This window comes from Curtobacterium sp. MCJR17_043 (assembly GCF_003224315.2).
In the GTDB taxonomy this organism is placed as follows: Bacteria; Actinomycetota; Actinomycetes; order Actinomycetales; family Microbacteriaceae; genus Curtobacterium.
Genome location: NZ_CP126259.1, coordinates 1,441,683 through 1,457,336, shown reverse-complemented (window position 1 = coordinate 1,457,336; position 15,654 = coordinate 1,441,683). Strand labels below are relative to the sequence as shown.

Annotated in this window: 13 protein-coding genes, 1 tRNA gene and 5 pseudogenes; 1 reads left to right on the top strand and 18 read right to left on the bottom strand. The window is 72.8% G+C overall.

Translation table 11 applies throughout. The annotated features are described in order from the left end of the window. Nucleotides 1–96: 96 nt before the first annotated feature. The 15 genes and pseudogenes from imuA' to rplU all read right to left on the bottom strand — a co-directional run bounded on the left by imuA' (nucleotide 97) and on the right by rplU (nucleotide 11,181). A complete protein-coding gene (gene imuA', locus DEJ15_RS07680; protein ID WP_284176073.1) occupies nucleotides 97–855 on the bottom strand; it encodes a DnaE2-dependent mutagenesis accessory factor ImuA' in 759 nt (252 codons plus the stop codon). A 164-nt stretch (nucleotides 856–1,019) separates the two neighbouring features. Next, nucleotides 1,020–1,877, bottom strand: a complete 858-nt coding sequence (locus DEJ15_RS07675) for an anthranilate synthase component I family protein (protein ID WP_284176071.1) — start codon at nucleotides 1,875–1,877, stop codon at nucleotides 1,020–1,022. Beyond that, a complete protein-coding gene (locus DEJ15_RS07670; protein WP_284176069.1) occupies nucleotides 1,823–2,647 on the bottom strand; it encodes a hypothetical protein in 825 nt (274 codons plus the stop codon). The genes DEJ15_RS07675 and DEJ15_RS07670 overlap by 55 nt, the downstream gene beginning before the upstream one ends. Next, the gene (locus DEJ15_RS07665; RefSeq protein ID WP_349814866.1) at nucleotides 2,626–3,243 is read right to left on the bottom strand and encodes an aldose epimerase family protein; all 618 of its coding nucleotides are present in this window, start codon (nucleotides 3,241–3,243) and stop codon (nucleotides 2,626–2,628) included. The genes DEJ15_RS07670 and DEJ15_RS07665 overlap by 22 nt, the downstream gene beginning before the upstream one ends. Continuing rightward, nucleotides 3,164–3,565, bottom strand: a pseudogene (locus DEJ15_RS18145) (aldose epimerase family protein); the annotation flags it as partial. The gene DEJ15_RS07665 and the pseudogene DEJ15_RS18145, both read right to left, overlap by 80 nt. An 89-nt stretch (nucleotides 3,566–3,654) precedes the next feature. Continuing rightward, nucleotides 3,655–3,733, bottom strand: a tRNA-Ala gene (locus tag DEJ15_RS07660). 115 nt (nucleotides 3,734–3,848) lie between these two features. Further along, nucleotides 3,849–4,241, bottom strand: a complete 393-nt coding sequence (gene rsfS / locus DEJ15_RS07655) for a ribosome silencing factor (protein ID WP_110823841.1) — start codon at nucleotides 4,239–4,241, stop codon at nucleotides 3,849–3,851. A gap of 130 nt (nucleotides 4,242–4,371) precedes the next feature. Continuing rightward, on the bottom strand, nucleotides 4,372–5,913 hold the full coding sequence (locus DEJ15_RS07650; protein ID WP_110823840.1) for a hypothetical protein: 1,542 nt from the start codon (nucleotides 5,911–5,913) through the stop codon (nucleotides 4,372–4,374). Beyond that, nucleotides 5,910–6,509 carry a nicotinate-nucleotide adenylyltransferase gene (gene nadD, locus DEJ15_RS07645; protein WP_110823839.1) on the bottom strand — a complete coding sequence of 200 codons (600 nt, stop codon included), beginning with the start codon at nucleotides 6,507–6,509 and terminating at the stop codon, nucleotides 5,910–5,912. Before nadD ends, DEJ15_RS07650 begins: the two co-directional genes overlap by 4 nt. Nucleotides 6,510–6,521: 12 nt before the next feature. Further along, entirely contained in the window at nucleotides 6,522–6,722 is a 201-nt protein-coding gene (locus DEJ15_RS07640; RefSeq protein ID WP_110823838.1) for a hypothetical protein, read from the bottom strand. 41 nt (nucleotides 6,723–6,763) lie between these two features. Beyond that, nucleotides 6,764–8,042 (bottom strand): annotated as a pseudogene (locus DEJ15_RS07635) (glutamate-5-semialdehyde dehydrogenase). 80 nt (nucleotides 8,043–8,122) lie between these two features. After that, nucleotides 8,123–8,940, bottom strand: a pseudogene (gene proB, locus DEJ15_RS07630) (glutamate 5-kinase). Nucleotides 8,941–8,953: 13 nt separating this feature from the next. Further along, nucleotides 8,954–10,519, bottom strand: a complete 1,566-nt coding sequence (obgE, locus tag DEJ15_RS07625; RefSeq protein ID WP_110823835.1) for a GTPase ObgE — start codon at nucleotides 10,517–10,519, stop codon at nucleotides 8,954–8,956. Nucleotides 10,520–10,605: 86 nt separating this feature from the next. Then, entirely contained in the window at nucleotides 10,606–10,857 is a 252-nt protein-coding gene (gene rpmA, locus DEJ15_RS07620) for a 50S ribosomal protein L27 (protein ID WP_071257351.1), read from the bottom strand. A 15-nt stretch (nucleotides 10,858–10,872) separates the two neighbouring features. Beyond that, nucleotides 10,873–11,181, bottom strand: a complete 309-nt coding sequence (rplU, locus tag DEJ15_RS07615) for a 50S ribosomal protein L21 (RefSeq protein ID WP_110823834.1) — start codon at nucleotides 11,179–11,181, stop codon at nucleotides 10,873–10,875. A 209-nt stretch (nucleotides 11,182–11,390) separates the two neighbouring features. On the opposite strand from rplU, the pseudogene DEJ15_RS07610 reads away from it, so the two are divergent. Beyond that, nucleotides 11,391–11,653, top strand: a pseudogene (locus DEJ15_RS07610) (DUF4031 domain-containing protein); the annotation flags it as partial. Nucleotides 11,654–11,727: 74 nt separating this feature from the next. Here DEJ15_RS07610 and DEJ15_RS07605 read toward each other — a convergent pair. From DEJ15_RS07605 to DEJ15_RS07595, 3 genes and pseudogenes are all read right to left on the bottom strand, one after another. Beyond that, nucleotides 11,728–12,378 carry a hypothetical protein gene (locus tag DEJ15_RS07605; RefSeq protein WP_110823832.1) on the bottom strand — a complete coding sequence of 217 codons (651 nt, stop codon included), beginning with the start codon at nucleotides 12,376–12,378 and terminating at the stop codon, nucleotides 11,728–11,730. A 1-nt stretch (nucleotide 12,379) separates the two neighbouring features. Beyond that, nucleotides 12,380–12,562 (bottom strand): hypothetical protein, encoded by a 183-nt coding sequence (locus DEJ15_RS07600; protein WP_284176065.1) that lies wholly within the window; start codon nucleotides 12,560–12,562, stop codon nucleotides 12,380–12,382. 548 nt (nucleotides 12,563–13,110) lie between these two features. Further along, nucleotides 13,111–15,361, bottom strand: a pseudogene (locus DEJ15_RS07595) (Rne/Rng family ribonuclease); the annotation flags it as partial. Nucleotides 15,362–15,654 lie beyond the last annotated feature (293 nt).

The following is a 15,654-nucleotide window of genomic DNA, read 5'->3' as shown; positions in this document are numbered from 1 at the left end:
GGGCATCCCGACACCGGGCATCCCGACGCCCGACAGTGCAGCGCCTGCTCCCCCGCCCGTCGGCGTGCCCACCAGCGCTCGGCGCCCGCGGGGGGCTCACGACGCCACCGCGACGGGACGCAGGACCCGCTCGTCGACCGGCACCGCGGCGACCGCGGTCGTCGGGACGGCCGCGCGGACCGAGCCGTCCGCAGCGGGCAGCAGCAGTTCGGCGCTCGTCGGTCGGACCGCACCGGCGCGCCCCGACGCGGTGACGGTCACCCGTCGCTCGGTGAGGTACCCGTGACCGTGGCCGATCCCGCTCCACCGGGACTCGGTGACGCGCAGGGTGACGTCCGCCCCGGGCCAGGACCCGAGCGCGACGAGTGCGGCCCCGCGCTGCCGGAGACGCGCGGAGAGCCGGGCGACGTCACCGGGCACCACGCGCCCGAGGGGACGGGTGAGGACGATCTGCGCGACGTCGGCGAGGGCCGCGGTCACCGCGAGCCACTGGTCGCCCGGGTCCGGCACCAGCACGAGCCGTTCCAGGTCGATCCCCGCCGCGGCCGCCGCCTCCACACCGAACGAGGGCACGCCGACCACTGCGCACCACGCGCCGGCCGCCGATGCCGCCTGCAGCATCGTCTGGGCGAGCAGCACCGACTCCGGCACGGCGTAGGTGCCACCCGCGCGGATCGCACCGCCCGGCAGCAGCGGGGCGAGGGCGTCCGCGGTGGGCAGCCCGTCGGTGTCCACCCGGGTGGACTCCATGTCGGCCACCCGCGACCGCAGCGAGGTGATCCGGTCGAGTGCCGCCCGCGCTGCTCCGACGTGGTCGGCCCCGCGAGCCCCGTCCGCGCCCCCCGCGAGCAGCACCGTTCCGCCCGACGTGCTCGCGGTCCCCGCGTCCGCGGTCGCTGCGCTCGTCGGACGACCGGAGTGCCGTCGCCGTCTGCATGCCCTCATGTTCGAACATGTGTTCGATGATGTCAACCGGCACCGACATCCGGTGGACAGCGGTTCGAACACCCGTTCGATGGTCACCAGTGCGCCGCCGCGCCCACCCCGCGGAGCACCGACACCGTCTTCGCCTCGACCTCGTCGGCCTCGTCCTCCGGCGAGGACGACCACGTCACCGCGCCGCCCGCCCCGAGCGTCCTGCGCCGCACGGACCCGTCCGGGTGGAGGACCGTCACCAGTGTCCGGATGGCCACCGACAGATCGACCGCACCGCTGGCCGAGAAGTACCCGATCGCCCCGGCGTACACCCCGCGCGGGGCACCCTCCAGCCGGTCCGCGATCGCCGTCGCACTGCGCTTCGGCGCTCCCGTCATCGACCCCGGCGGGAAGGCCGCCCGCACGACCGCGGCCCGGGAGGCCCCGGGTGCCAGGACACCGGCGATCGTCGACACCATCTGGTGGACGCTCGCGTACGTCTCGACGTCGCAGAGCCGTTCGACGCGCACCGACCCCGGGCGCGCCGTCCGCTGCAGGTCGTTCCGCAGCAGGTCCACGATCATCACGTTCTCGGCCCGGTCCTTGGCGCTGGTCGACAGGTCGGCGCGCACCACGGCGTCCTCGACCGGGTCGACGTGACGCGGTCTGGTGCCCTTGATCGGCTCGGCCAGCACACCGCCGTCGGCGTCGATGCGCAGGAACCGCTCCGGGGACCGGCTGGCGATCCGCAGGTCACCGGTCCGCAGGTACGCGCCGAACGGCACCGGATCGCTCCGGCGGATCCGCAGGTACTCCGCCAGGTGGCGGTCACCGGCGGCCCCGGGGCGGTCCAGGGCGTCCGGTGCGTCTGGTGCGTCCGGTACGTCCGGGACGGCGAACGCCGTCGTCAAGCACACCTGGAACGCGTTGCCCTCGCGGATCTCGTCACGGCACGTGTCCACCGCACGCTCGTAGGCCGCGCGGTCGACGCGACCACACGCCTCCAGGAGGGACCGGTCGGGCTCCCGACCACCGTCCGGGAGGCCCGTGGCCCGGTCCGCCAGGTCGTCGTGCGGCTCCGGAGCGGCCAGCCCCCCGGTCGTCCGGGTCCGCGCCGCACAGCCCGGCCGACCAGGCGCGGTTCGCCGCGGACGCGTCCGGCTCGTCGTCGTCCACGAGGGTCAGCGCCCAGGCGGCTCCGTCCCCCCCGCACGAGGACCGCACGGTCCACGAACCGGAGGTCGGCGTCCGCGTGTCCGTCCGCGGTCCGGTCGGGCCCGTCGACCTCACGCCCGAGCTCGTACCCGAGGAAGCCGACCCACCCGAGCGCGAACGCACAGCCGTCCACCGGTGCGTCCAGCGTCGGTGTGCGCTGCAGGAGGTCGTCGAGGACGGCGAACGCGGCTCGGTCCTCGACCCGGGACGACCCGAACCACGACCCCGCGGCAGGCGACACGTCGAGCCGGGCGACACGGTCCTGGTGACGGAACCGCGCGGCGAACGGCCCGTCCGTGAGGGCGAGCACCGACCACGCGGCACGGAGCCCCGCCGACGGTGGGGCCCCCTCCGGCAGTGCGGAGTCGAACCAGACCAGGTCGGTCGTGGTCCTCCTGGCGAGCACGGCGAGGTCGACCGGGCCGTCGAGCCTGCGGGTCTCGAGCCGCGGGCCGGCGCCTCCCTCGACGGACGGGGTGGGAACCGCCTCGGCCGTCAGACCGCGGAGATCGTCCATGCGGCGGCGTGGGCGGTGCCCGGCTCGAGCACGACGAGGCCGGCGTCCACGTCGGCGGCGAAGGCGTCCCCGTTGAAGGCGTTCGGCGCGCAGGTCATCGGCTCGACGGCCAGCCCGGCACGGTGGTACCCGGGGACCACGTGGTCGGCGGTGTGCACCTGCGCCCACCCGCACTCAGGGCCGAAGGCGACCCGGACGCCGTGTCCGTCCGCTGCCGTGACGGTGATCGCCGCGATGCCGTCGGTGTCGCGGTCGAAGCCGGTGAAGGCGTGGTCGATGAACCGCGGTCCGATGTGCGTCGGCGTCCGGAGGTCGAACTCGTCGTGCACCGGGACCAGGTCGGTCGGGATGAGCCGGTCCTCGGTGACCTCGAGGACCTCGGCGGCCGGGAGCGTCAGCGTCCAGTCGTCGACCGTGCCCGCGCCGGCGAGGAGGTACGGGTGCGGGCCGGTCCCCCCACGGTGCCCGGTCGTCGCCGGTGTTCGTGCCGGTGACGGTGGTGTGCAGGCCGTCGGCGTCGAGGCGGTACTCCACGCGGACCTCGACCCGGTACGGGTACCCCTCCTGCGGCTGCACGGTCGTGGCGAGCACCACACGGTCGACGTCGTGTTCCAGCACGGCGAACTCCGTCCAGGCGACCAGTCCGTGCAGGGCGTGGGAGCGCTTCGGCTCGGTCAGGGCGAGTTCGTGCTCGGTCCCGCCGAAGGTGTACCGGCCGTCCACCACTCGGTTCGGCCACGGGGCGAGGACCGCCCCACGGAAGACCGGTCGTACCTCGTCCGCGTCGAAGGTGGTGACGAGGTCGCGGCCGTCGTGGCGGAGTGCCCGCAGGGTCGCGCCGACGCTCGCGATGTCGGCGGTGTAGCCGGAGGATGCGATCGACGTCTGGGACCCGGACCGGGGGGCTGCGCTGCTCATGCGGTCAGCGTATCGGCCGCGGGGACCCGGGCGGGCGCCGGGGCGGGAACGGGAGAAGCCCCGTTGCTCGGGGAGCAACGGGGCTTCGGTGGTGGATCTGAGGGGGACTCGAACCCCTGACCCCCCCTGCATGCCATGCAGGTGCGCTACCAGCTGCGCCACAGACCCGTCGGCCGCAAGCGGCCTGTCGGTGTCCCTCCGGTTCCCCGGAGGCACCAGTACAGCGTACACCACGCGGAGACGGGGGGAACGAAATCGCCGTCGCCTCCCGGGCGCGTCGCCGCTACGCGGACTGTTCGGCCGCCTGCGTCTGGTCGACCGGGAGGTCGAGCGGGATGACCGGGCAGTCCGACCAGAGTCGCTCGAGGGAGTAGTACTGGCGCTCTTCCTCGTGGAAGACGTGCACGACGATGTCCCCGAAGTCGATCAGCGCCCATCGGCCTTCACTGCGGCCTTCACGACGCAGCGGCTTCGAACCGGCCTCGAGCATGCGGTCCTCGATCTCGTCGGCGATGGCGAGCACGTTGCGCTCGTTGCGGCCGGTGGCGAGCAGGAAGACGTCGGTGAGCTGGAGCGGTCGGGTGACGTCGAGGGCGACGAGGTCCTCGGCCTGCTTGGAGTCGGCCGCTTGGGCGGCGATCTGCACGAGTTCGAGTGCGCGAGCGGAGGCGGTCACGGATTCCTTCCGGTGGTCATCCCGACGGAGGCGTCGCGATGTTCATGATGGGTGTCGATCATAGGTCAGACCGCCGACGACGGCCACGCCGACGAGGACGGTGAGCCCGGACCGACGACCCGGTGATCGGCTACGAGCCGAAGAAGTTGGTGGCCACCAGGGCGACGACGATCACGCCCGCCGCGACGACCCCGACCGCGCTGGCCGCGACCGCCAGGACCACGGGCGTCTTCGAGTCCTTGGGCTTCGCCGCGGCCAGGACGACCTGCCGCGTCGAGGTGTGGCTCGACACCGCACGGCTCGCGCGCACCGGGCTGGCGTCGGTGTCGGGCTGCTCGTCCTGCTGGTCGAGCAGCCGGTCGACCTCGGCGCCGTCGATCGGCCGGTGCGACCCGGTCGAGGACAGCGAGGACGGCAGGTCGATCGACCCGGTGAGGATGACCTCGCCGGTGGCGTTCAGCGCACCGGTCGGGTCCGCCAGGGCCGAGTTCGGCAGGATGATGGCGTTCGACCGCGCCTCGGTGACGCGGCGGGTGCCGGTCTCCTCGTCGTGGACCTCGGCGTCGTTCGAGTCGTGCGCGAAGGTGGACCAGTGGCCGCTCGGCGCCTCGAAGGCCGTGGTGACCGGCTTCGGCTCGCGGGCGGCATCGGACGACGCCGGACGGGATGCCGAGCCGGGCGCCGACGCCGAGCCGGGGCGGACGGCGGAGGTCGGTCCGGACACCTGGGCGTCGGCGGGCACGACGGGCAGCGGGACCTCGTTCGTGTCGTCGTCGTCCAGGTCGAGCGGGAACACGCCGGGAGCCGCTGCAGCCGGGGCGGAGGTCGGGGCCGGGACGACGTCGTCGACACCGGTCCCCGCCGTCGTACCCGGCTCGTCGGTGACCGCGAGGTCGTCCGGGTCCGCGTCGTGCGGTGCCCAGGTGGTGCGGTGCAGGCGCGGCTCCTCCGCGTGCGCGGCCGCCGCCTCGAGGGGCTCGATCGCGTCGGGCGATCCGTCGGCGGCCGTGGCCTGCTCGACGGCTGCCGGGTCGAGGTGGGACACCTCGGGGTTCGGCTCCTGCCAGTGCGAGGTCTCGCCGCCGTCGTCCTCAGCGCGGGTGTCCTGACCGGCGTCGTCGTCCGACCGGTCTGCGGTGTCGGCGGTGTCGGCGGGGCCGGCGAACCCGAAGGGCACCAGCGGCGCCCGCTCGGGGTCGACGCTCGACGCGGCCGTCTCGGCGGGCGTCGGGAGGGACGGCACCTGTGCGTCCGGGGCCGGGACGGCGGCCGGACCGGACAGGGTGCCGAGCACGTCCTGCACCGTGCGGTCCGAGGAGTGCGGGGTGGGGTTCTGCAGCGGGACCGGACGGCCGCCCTGCTCCTGTGCCTCGCGGAGGAGCCGCAGCTGTCGGCGGGACATCCCGCCGGTGCCGGGCACGATCTCCGTCGCGGACGCCGGCGGCTGGTCCGGGACACCCGAGGGTGCGCTGGCGGACCGCGGGACGGCCGACTGGGCGGGCGCCGCGGAGCCGGGCGCGACGTGCGAACCGGGACGACGACGGGCCTCCGGCGCGCTGGTCGCGGCGACGGTCGGCGGTGGGGTCACGGGCTGGGCACCGCCGGACGCGGCGCGCTCACGCTCGCGCATCTGACGCCGCGACAGGGGCGGCTGCGCGTCGGACGGACTCATGCAACGCTCCGATACAGATGGTGCTTCGAGATGTACTGGACGACGCCGTCCGGTACGAGGTACCAGACGGGGGACCCGCCTCTCACCCGATCGCGGCAGTCGGTCGAGGATATCGCCAGCGCGGGGACCTCGAGGACACTAACGTCCCGTTCTGGGAGTCCGGTGATGCTCAACGCGTGTCCCGGTCGGGTCACGGCGACGAAGTGCGCCAGGTCCCAGAGGCCGTCGTGGTCCTTCCAGTCCAGGATCTGCTGGACCGCGTCCGCTCCGGAGATGAACACGAGCTGCGCGTCGGGGCGCTGCTCGCGGAGGTCGCGGAGGGTGTCCACCGTGTAGGTCGGACCCGGGCGGTCGATGTCCACCCGGCTGACCGTGAACATCGGGTTCGACGCCGTCGCGATGACCGTCATCAGGTACCGGTGTTCGGCGTCGGTGACGTCCGCCTTCATGTACGGCTGACCGGTCGGGACGAACACGACCTCGTCGAGGTCGAAGTGCTTCGCGACCTCGGACGCCGCCACGAGGTGACCGTGGTGGATCGGGTCGAACGTCCCGCCCATCACCCCGATGCGCGGCCGACCCGTGCTCTCGAGCATCGGGGGGGCTGGTCAGATCTTCGAGTGGCCGAACTCGTCCACGCCGGTCTCGTGCTGCCGGGTGGCCTGGAACTTGTGCGAGTGGCGGTAGGCGACGTCGCGGAAGCTCCACGTGACGAAGCCCAGGAAGGTGAAGAAGCAGGCGGCGACGATCGGGTAGACGATCGCGGGGACGCCGGCCGCGTGCTCGGCGGCCTCAGCGAGGAGTGACATCTGGCAGTGCTCCGATCGGTCGAGGAAGACTCCGGACCATCCTAGCCGCGGATGTGTCCCTGCCCGCGCACGAGCCACTTGGTACTCGTGAGCTCCGGGAGCCCCATCGGCCCCCCTGGCGTGCAACTTCTGCGTCGAGATCCCGACCTCGGCCCCGAAACCGAACTCGCCCCCGTCGGTGAACCGGGTCGAGGCGTTCACCATGACGACGGCGGAGTCGACCCCGGCCAGGAAGTGCTCCGCCGTGTCGACGTCGTTCGTCACGATCGACTCGGTGTGGTGCGTCGACCACCGGGCGATGTGCGCCATGGCCGCGTCCACGTCCGGCACGACCCGGATCGACAGGTCGAGGTCCATCGACTCGGTCGCCCAGTCGGCCTCGGTCGCGCGCAGGACCCCGGGCACGATCGTCCGCGTGGCGTCGTCGCCACGGAGGGTCACCCCGGCGCCACGGAGCCGGTCGGCGAGCACGGGCAACAGCCGTTCCGCGGCCCGCTCGTGCACCAGCAGGGTCTCGAGGGCGTTGCACACGCTCGGCCGCTGCACCTTGCTGTTCAGGACGATGTCCACGGCCCGGTCGAGCGGCGCGGACTCGTCGAGGAACACGTGCACGACCCCGGCCCCGGTCTCGATCACCGGCACCTGGGACTCGGTCACGACGGTCTGGATCAGGGAGGCGCTCCCCCCCGCGGGATGAGCACGTCGACGAGCCCACGGGCACGCATGAGCTCGGTCGCGCCCTGCCGGCCGAACTCGTCGATGGTCTGGACCAGTTCCCGCGGGAGTCCGACCGAGGCGACGGCGTCCTGGATCCGTGCGACCAGGACCGCGTTCGTCCGCTGCGCCGCCGACCCGCCGCGCAGGACGACCGCGTTGCCGGACTTCAGGGCCAGGGAGGCGATGTCGACGGTCACGTTCGGTCGTGCTTCGTAGATCGCGCCGACGACCCCGAACGGCACGCGGACCTGCGTGAGTTGCAGGCCGTTCGGCAGGACCGATCCCCGGACGTGCTGGCCGACCGGGTCGGTCAGGCCGACGACGTGCTCGACGGCGTCCGCGAGGGCATCGACCCGGGCCACGTCGAGCCGCAGTCGGTCGAGCAGACCCGACGACAGGCCGGCGTCCTCCCCCCGCGACGAGGTCCTCGTGGTTCGCCGTCACGATCTCGGCCGTGCCCGCACGCAGCTCGAGCGCGATCGCGCGGAGGGCGGCGTCCTTGACGGCGGTCGTCGCGGTCGCGAGCGCCGTCGACGCGGAGCGTGCGGCGGTCAGGACGTCGACCAGGGTCAGAGCGGGGGGCGGTGCGGGACATGGACCGATCGTAGACCGGCGACCACCCGCGTGACGCGACCTGTGCACACGGACGGGAGGCGCGCCTCCAGGCCGTCGACGACCCGCGCTCAGGCGCGTGGTGCGGCCCGGAACCAGGTGCCGACGTGCTCGCCGCCGAGGGCTCGCTCGACGAGCGCGGTGGCCGTGACGAGGACCGCGGTGCCGGCCTCGGCGGCGAGTCGCGCGGCCGCGACCTTCGTGCCGGCTCCCCCCGGTGCCGACCCCGGCGGCACCGATCGAGCCGAAGGTGACGCCGGCGAGCTCGTCGCCGAACCGGACCTCGTCGATGCGGGTGGCGCCGGGCTGCTCCGGCGGCTTCGTGTACAGGGCCTCGACGTCGGACAGGAGCACGAGGGCGTCGGCCTCGAGCTGCCGGGCGACCAGTGCCGCGAGCCGGTCGTTGTCACCGAACCGGATCTCGTGGGTGGCGACCGTGTCGTTCTCGTTGACGATCGGGAGCACCCGGAGTTCGAGCAGCCGGTTCATCGCACGGCGGGCGTTCACGCGGTGCGTCGGGTTCTGCAGGTCGCCGGCGGTGAGCAGCACCTGGGCCGCGGTGACGCCGTGGCGGTCGAGTTCCTTCTGGTACCGGAACACGAGGACGGCCTGCCCGGTCGCGGCGGCCGCCTGCTGGGTCGCGAGGTCGTCCGGCCGGCCGTCCAGGCCGAGGAAGGGGAAGCCCGTCGCGATCGCACCCGAGGACACGAGCACGACCTCGGTCCCACGCCGGTACGCACCGACCAACGCGTCGACCAGGGGGGCCGATCTGCCCGGCGTTGTCCCCGCTGACCGAGGAGGACCCGACCTTCACGACGATCCGTCGCGCGCGCGGGATGTCGGCCCGCTCGGTGACGGGTCCGGCGGTGCGCTCGGTCGTGTCGGTCATCGTCGCTCCCGGGTCAGTCCCGCTCGGCTGCTGCCTGCTCGACGGACGCGGCGGTGTCGGGCACGCCCGCGTCGGTGGCGTCGTCGTCCTGCCACAGCCCGGCGCGGCGCTCCTGCTCGAGCTCCGCGCGGGCGGCCGCCTTCGCGTCCATCCGCTCGAAGTAGTCGGCACGACGCTCGTTGCGAGTGGGGCGCGCGTTGAGGTCGAGTCGGGCGTCGGTGCCGCGTGCACTCGTGATGAGCTCGGCGGTGGAGGTGAGGGTGGGCTCCCAGTCGAAGACCATCCCGCCGTCGCCACCGATCACGACGGTGGACCCGGCGACGGCTCCGGCCTTGAAGAGGCCGTCCTCGACACCGAGCTTCGCGAGCCGGTCGGCGAGGTAGCCGATCGCCTCCTCGTTGGTGAAGTCGGTCTGCTGGACCCAGCGCTCCGGCTTCGCGCCGCGGACGCGGTAGAAGCGGTGCTCCTCGCCGCCCTCGGCCCGGACCGTGAAGGGCTTCTCGTCGACGGCCTTCGGGCGGATGACGATGCGCTCGACCTCGGGCTCGGCGGCACGCTCGGCCCGCGCCTGCTCGACGACGTCGGCCAGGGCGAAGGTGAGTTCGCGCAGGCCCTTGTGCGACGCGGTCGAGATCGGGAAGACCCGGTAGCCGCGCGACTCGAACTCCGCGGTCACGAAGGCCGCGAGCTCCGCGGCGTCCGGCACGTCGATCTTGTTCAACGCGATGAGCTGCGGGCGCTCGCGGAGCGGAACCTGTCCCTCGGGGACCGGGTACTGCTCGAGCTCGCGGAGGATGACGTCGAGGTCGCTCACCGGGTCGCGGCCGGCGTCGAGCGTCGCGCAGTCGATCACGTGCAGGAGGGCCTCGCAGCGCTCCACGTGGCGGAGGAACTCGAGCCCGAGGCCCTTGCCCTCCGACGCGCCCTCGATCAGGCCGGGGACGTCCGCGACGGTGAACCGGGTCGTGCCGGACTCGACGACGCCGAGGTTCGGCGTGAGGGTGGTGAACGGGTAGTCGGCGATCTTCGGCTTCGCTGCCGAGACCGCGGCGATGAGCGAGGACTTCCCCGCACTCGGGAACCCGACCAGGGCCACGTCGGCGATGGTCTTCAGCTCGAGGCTGACGTCCCCGCTCCAGCCGTCGGTGCCGAGCAGCGCGAACCCGGGGGCCTTGCGCTTCGTGGTCGCCAGTGCGGCGTTGCCGAGCCCGCCCTGGCCGCCGGGGGCCACGACGACGCGGATGCCCGGTTCGGTGAGGTCCGCGAGCACCTCGCCGTCCTCGTCGTACACGACCGTGCCGACGGGGACGGGGAGCTCGAGCGTCTCGCCACTGACACCGCTCCGGTGGTCGCCCATGCCCGGCTGGCCGTTGCGGCTGGAGCGGTGGGGCGAGCGGTGGTAGCCCAGGAGGGTCGTGACCTGCGGGTCGGAGACGAGCACGATGTCGCCGCCGTCACCGCCGTTGCCGCCGTCGGGGCCCGCGAGGGGCTTGAACTTCTCACGACGGACGGACACACAGCCGTTGCCACCGTTGCCTGCCGTCAGGTGCAGGGTCACGCGGTCGACGAACGTCGCCATGGGTTCACTCCTGGTTGTCATACGGGGAAAACAGCGGGAGGGGCAGGCACACGGCCTGCCCCTCCCGCTGAACTGATCGTCGGTGACTACGCGTTGACGATGTTGATGACCTTGCGGCCACCCTTGGTGCCGAACTCGACCGAACCGGCCGAGAGGGCGAACAGCGTGTCGTCGCCACCGCGGCCGACGTTCGCGCCGGGGTGGAAGTGCGTGCCGCGCTGGCGGATGATGATCTCACCGGCGTTGACGACCTCGCCACCGAAGCGCTTCACGCCGAGGCGCTGTGCGTTCGAGTCGCGACCGTTGCGAGTGGAACTCGCACCCTTCTTGTGTGCCATGTCTCTACCTCCGCCTTACGCGATCTTGGTGACCTTGACGCGCGTGAGATCCGCGCGGAAGCCCTGGCGCTTCTTGTAACCGGTCTTGTTCTTGAACTTCTGGATGATGACCTTCGGGCCGCGGAGGTCGGCGAGGACCTCGGCGGTGACCGTCACGTTCGCGAGCTCGGCCGCGGCGGAGGTGATCTTGTCCCCGTCCACGAGGAGCACCGGCGCGAGGTCGATGTTGCCATTGTCGTCGGCCTTGATGCGGTCGATGGTGATGATCGAGCCGACCTCGACCTTCTCCTGACGGCCGCCGGCGCGCACTACTGCGTAAACCACGTGGATTCCTTACGTAACTCTGCTTGAGGGAAGTCTCGGGTGCCCACTTCTGCGCGATCCATCCGGCTTGCCCCGGATCCCGGTTCACCCGGGTCCCAGGTCGCCCCGAGTCGATCGGCGACGCAGGCAGAACGGCCCGCTGACACCAGGGATCGAGAATACTCGATCCGACCAGGTGGGTCAAACGCCGACACACGTACCATGGCGGGATGACCGTGCTGATCGATCCCCCCGGCCTGGCCCGCGCACGACACGCTCTGGTCACACCTGGTCAGTGACTCATCCTACGACGAGCTGCATGCCTTCGCCGACCGCGCGGGCGTCCCGCGACGGGCGTTCGACCACGACCACTACGACGTGCCGCAGGCCCGGTACGACGAACTCGTCGCGTCCGGGGCCTCCCCCCGTGACCGGCCGCGAGCTGGTGCTGCGGCTCATCGCGAGCGGGTTGCGGGTGCCGCAGCGCGACAAGCGCCGCTGACACGACCGTCTGCTGCCGACGACCGCGGGTGCCGGCACGCGGCCAGTGGGCCTCCGGACGGGTCGTCAGGCCCGCGGGGCTCCCTCCGGACGGCGACGTGCACGTCCGAGCCACAGCCACGCCACCGTCGACGAGCCGAGCAACATCAGCGCGAGCGGCAGCCCGATCTGCACCGGCGTGGTGACGGAGTCGACGAGCAGGCGCCCGAGGGCCTGCCCGACGGTCCCCTGCCCGGCGGCCTCGGCCATCCCGTGGACGAGGCCCACGAGTGCGAGGGCGAGGGTCCCGCCCGCACCGGCGAGCAGGACGCGGAGCAGGACCACGGGGAGCGGCGCCCGCGGCACGACGGGCACGAGGAAGGCGAGCACGAGGAACGCCGCCAGGTGGAACGGGAACCGGGTGACGAAGACGCTCTGCACGAACGCCTCCACCAGGCTCGTCCCGCCGTGGCTCCGGAAGGGCCCGACGATCGTGCTCGTGCCGACCAGGCCCACCAGACCCGCGACGAACTCCACCAGGACGACGCTGACCACCGTCAGGGCGGCCCCGGTCGTCGCGAGCGGAGACGCGCCCGGTGGGACGACGGCGGCGCGGACCGGGGCGGCCGGAGGCGGGCCGACGTGCGACCCCGGCGGCGGGACCGCACCCCAGCCCGGACCGGGCTGGTCGTGACCCGGGACCGGGCCGCGACCAGCCGTCGGCTGCTCGTCGGTCACCTCACCGTCCGACGATGACGGTGCCGTCGTCCTCGGTGCCGTCGGTCCCGGCGGGGCTGGCCGGTGCGCTGATGCTGCCCGAGGACACGCGACGCGAGCGGGAACGACCCTGACCGGGCTGCTTCGGCTCCGGGAGCGCCTGCAGCACCGAGTCGAGCAGCGACTCGGCGGCCTCCTCGCTCACCCGTCGCGGCTCGCGCTTGGCGACCCCGACCGGGATGTCGAGGATAGCGACCGTGGTGTCGGCCGGCGTGATCGCAGCCGACGAGCTGACCCGACGACGACCCGCGGGGCGTTCCTTCGGTGCGGCCTGGGGAGCCGGCTCGGACACGGCGGGCTGCTGCGCAACCGGTGCCGGCGCGACGGGCTGCTCCGCGGGGGGCCGGGACCTCCGGCTGCGTGTCGGTCGTGTCGGCGCCGGCCGTCGTGCCGGGCAGGACGGCCTCGGGCGCGGGCGTCTCCAGCGTCGACGCCTGCTCGGCGACCGGAGCCTGCTGCGCCGGTGCCTGCTGCAGATCCCCGGCTCGGCTCCCGCGACGACGGCGCCGCTTCGACCCGCCCGTCGACTCGGCCGGCGTCTCCGCCGCGGGGGGCGACCGGCGAGGTCGGCGACGCGACCGACACCGGGGACGCCGGCGACACCGTCGCGGCGATGCCGGTCAGCGGCGCACCGGACTCGTCGTGCGTGATGGTGGACGCCGCGATCCGGGACAGCGCGTGCTTCACGTCGTCGGTGATCTGGTGTGTCGACGACTTCTGCTCGGTCGTGGCGTTGCCGCCGTTCGACCCGTTGCCGTTGCCGTTGCCGCTGCGCGCCTTGCGGCGACCCTTGGTCGGACCGGGGTCGGCGTTGTTGTCGTTGACCTTCGCGTTCACCTCGTCGAGCGACTCGCGCAGGCCCACGCCGATCTTCTTGCGGGTCATCTGCACGAGGCCGAGCGAGGTGACCTCAGCCACCTGGTGCTTCGTCCGGTCGCGGCTCAGGCACTCGACGAGGCGACGGAGGACCAGGTCGCGGTTCTCCTCGAGCACCATGTCGATGAAGTCCACGACGATGATCCCGCCGATGTCGCGCAGGCGGAGCTGACGGACGATCTCCTCGGCGGCCTCGAGGTTGTTCTTCGTGACCGTCTCCTCGAGGTTGCCCCCGGAGCCGACGAACTTGCCCGTGTTGACGTCCACGACCGTCATGGCCTCGGTGCGGTCGATCACGAGCGACCCACCGGAGGGCAGCCAGACCTTGCGGTCCAGCGCCTTCTCGATCTGCTCGTTGAGCCGGTACTCCTCGAACGAGTCCGGCCCGTCGTAGAGCTCGACGCGGTCCTTGAGGTCCGGCGCCACGGCGGTGAGGTACTCGTCGATCGTCTGGCGGGCGGACTCGCCGTCGATGATGAGCTTCGTGAAGTCCTCGTTGAAGACGTCGCGCACGATCTTGACGAGCAGGTCGGGCTCGGAGTGCAGCATGACCGGGGCCTGCCCGTTCTGCACCTTCTTCTCGATGGCCTCCCACTGGCTGGTGAGGCGCTGCACGTCGCGGGTCAGCTGGTCTTCGGTCGCACCCTCGGCGGCGGTGCGCACGATGACGCCGGCGTGCTCGGGCAGGACCTCCTTGAGGATCTTCTTGAGACGGGCACGCTCGGTGTCCGGCAGCTTGCGGGAGATCCCGTTCATCGAGCCGTTCGGTACGTAGACCAGGTAGCGGCCCGGCAGCGACACCTGGCTGGTGAGGCGGGCGCCCTTGTGGCCGACCGGGTCCTTCGTCACCTGCACGAGGACCTTGTCGCCCGGCTTGAGGGCGGCCTCGATGCGACGACCGTGGCTGGTGTCGACCGAGTTCCAGTCGACCTCGCCGGCGTAGAGCACGGCGTTGCGGCCGCGGCCGATGTCGACGAAGGCGGCCTCCATCGACGGCAGGACGTTCTGCACCTTGCCGAGATAGACGTTCCCGATGAGCGAGACGTTCTGCGACTTCGTGACGTAGTGCTCCGCGAGGACGTTGTCCTCGAGCACGCCGATCTCGATCGTGGAGGAGCTCGACCGGACGATCATCTGCCGGTCGACGCTCTCGCGACGGGCGAGGAACTCGTCCTCGGTCACGACCTGGCGACGGCGCCCGGCGTCACGGCCGTCGCGACGACGCTGCTTCTTCGCCTCGAGGCGGGTCGAGCCCTTGATGCGCTGCGGCTCGGTGATGAGCTCCGGCTCGCGGCGGCGGGGTTCGGCCTGCTCGCGGTCGCTGCTGCTCCCCCCGTCGGCGGGTGCGACGACGGCCGCCACCCTGCTCGTCACGGTCCTCGTCGTCCCAGCGGTCGCTCCGGTCCGGACGTTCCGTCCGCTCGGGGCGGTCGTCCCGGTCGTCGCGGTCGAAACGGTCCGCGCGGTCGTGGCGGTCACCGCGGCCGCGCTCCGGACGCTCACTGCGCTCGTACCGGTCGCGGCCCGAGCGGTCGCGCTCGGGGCGGGCCGGCAGGTCGGGCAACACCGGGGCGTGGAAGATCAGGCTGAGCGTGCTCGTGGCCTTCGGGACGAACGGCTCGGCGGGCGTCGGCTCGGCCGTCTCGCCGGTCCGGTCCGGACGGGAGGCCCGCTCCGCGTCCGCCTCGTCGCCCGCGTCCGCCGCGCCGGCGGTCGGTGCGGAACCGGTCCCGTCCGGACCGGCCACCGTGTCGTCCTGGCCGGCGGTCTCGTCCTGCGCAGCCGTTTCGTCCTGCGCAGCCGTCTCGTCCTGCGCGGCGGTGCCGGCTGTGTCCGCGACGGTGGCGTCCCCGGTGAGGGTGCTGACGTCGTCGGGCGCGGTGCCCGCACCCGAGGACGTGTCGACCGCGACGGGCACGGGACCGGTGGCGGTGTCGAGCACGAGCTCGTCGGCCTCTGACGTCTGCTCGACGTCCGCCTCGGCCGTGTCCGTCACGTCGGCGGTGTCGATGACGTCCGCGCCGTCGACGACGTCGACCGTCTCGGCAACGTCGACCGCCTCGGCGATGTCGGCCGTCTCCCCGACGTCGTCAGCCGCGGCGTCGGGACCGTCCGTGTCGACGGCGTCCGCTGCGACGTCGGACGGCTCGTGGGCCTCCAGGCCGCCCGACCGGGCGCGACGGCCGCCGAAGAGGCGGGTCCGGCGCTTCGGCGCGTCGTCGGTGTTCTGGTTCTGGTTCTGGTTCTCGTTCTGATCCACCATGGACTGGTGCACTCCTCGACCCCGCACGCACCCGGTGGGTGGCGGGAATTCTCTCGTTTCGGTGCGGGCGGCGACTCCGCCCCCGCGCTCGCTGCTGT

What these genes read in the sequence shown, in the direction of transcription:
- DEJ15_RS07670 (WP_284176069.1), bottom strand. Translation starts at nt 2,647, where the DNA reads ATGGACGATCTCCGCGGTCTGACGGCCGAGGCGGTTCCCACCCCGTCC.
- DEJ15_RS07650 (WP_110823840.1), bottom strand. Translation starts at nt 5,913, where the DNA reads ATGAGTCCGTCCGACGCGCAGCCGCCCCTGTCGCGGCGTCAGATGCGC.
- nadD (WP_110823839.1), bottom strand. Translation starts at nt 6,509, where the DNA reads ATGCTCGAGAGCACGGGTCGGCCGCGCATCGGGGTGATGGGCGGGACG.
- DEJ15_RS07640 (WP_110823838.1), bottom strand. Translation starts at nt 6,722, where the DNA reads ATGTCACTCCTCGCTGAGGCCGCCGAGCACGCGGCCGGCGTCCCCGCG.
- obgE (WP_110823835.1), bottom strand. Translation starts at nt 10,519, where the DNA reads ATGGCGACGTTCGTCGACCGCGTGACCCTGCACCTGACGGCAGGCAAC.
- rpmA (WP_071257351.1), bottom strand. Translation starts at nt 10,857, where the DNA reads ATGGCACACAAGAAGGGTGCGAGTTCCACTCGCAACGGTCGCGACTCG.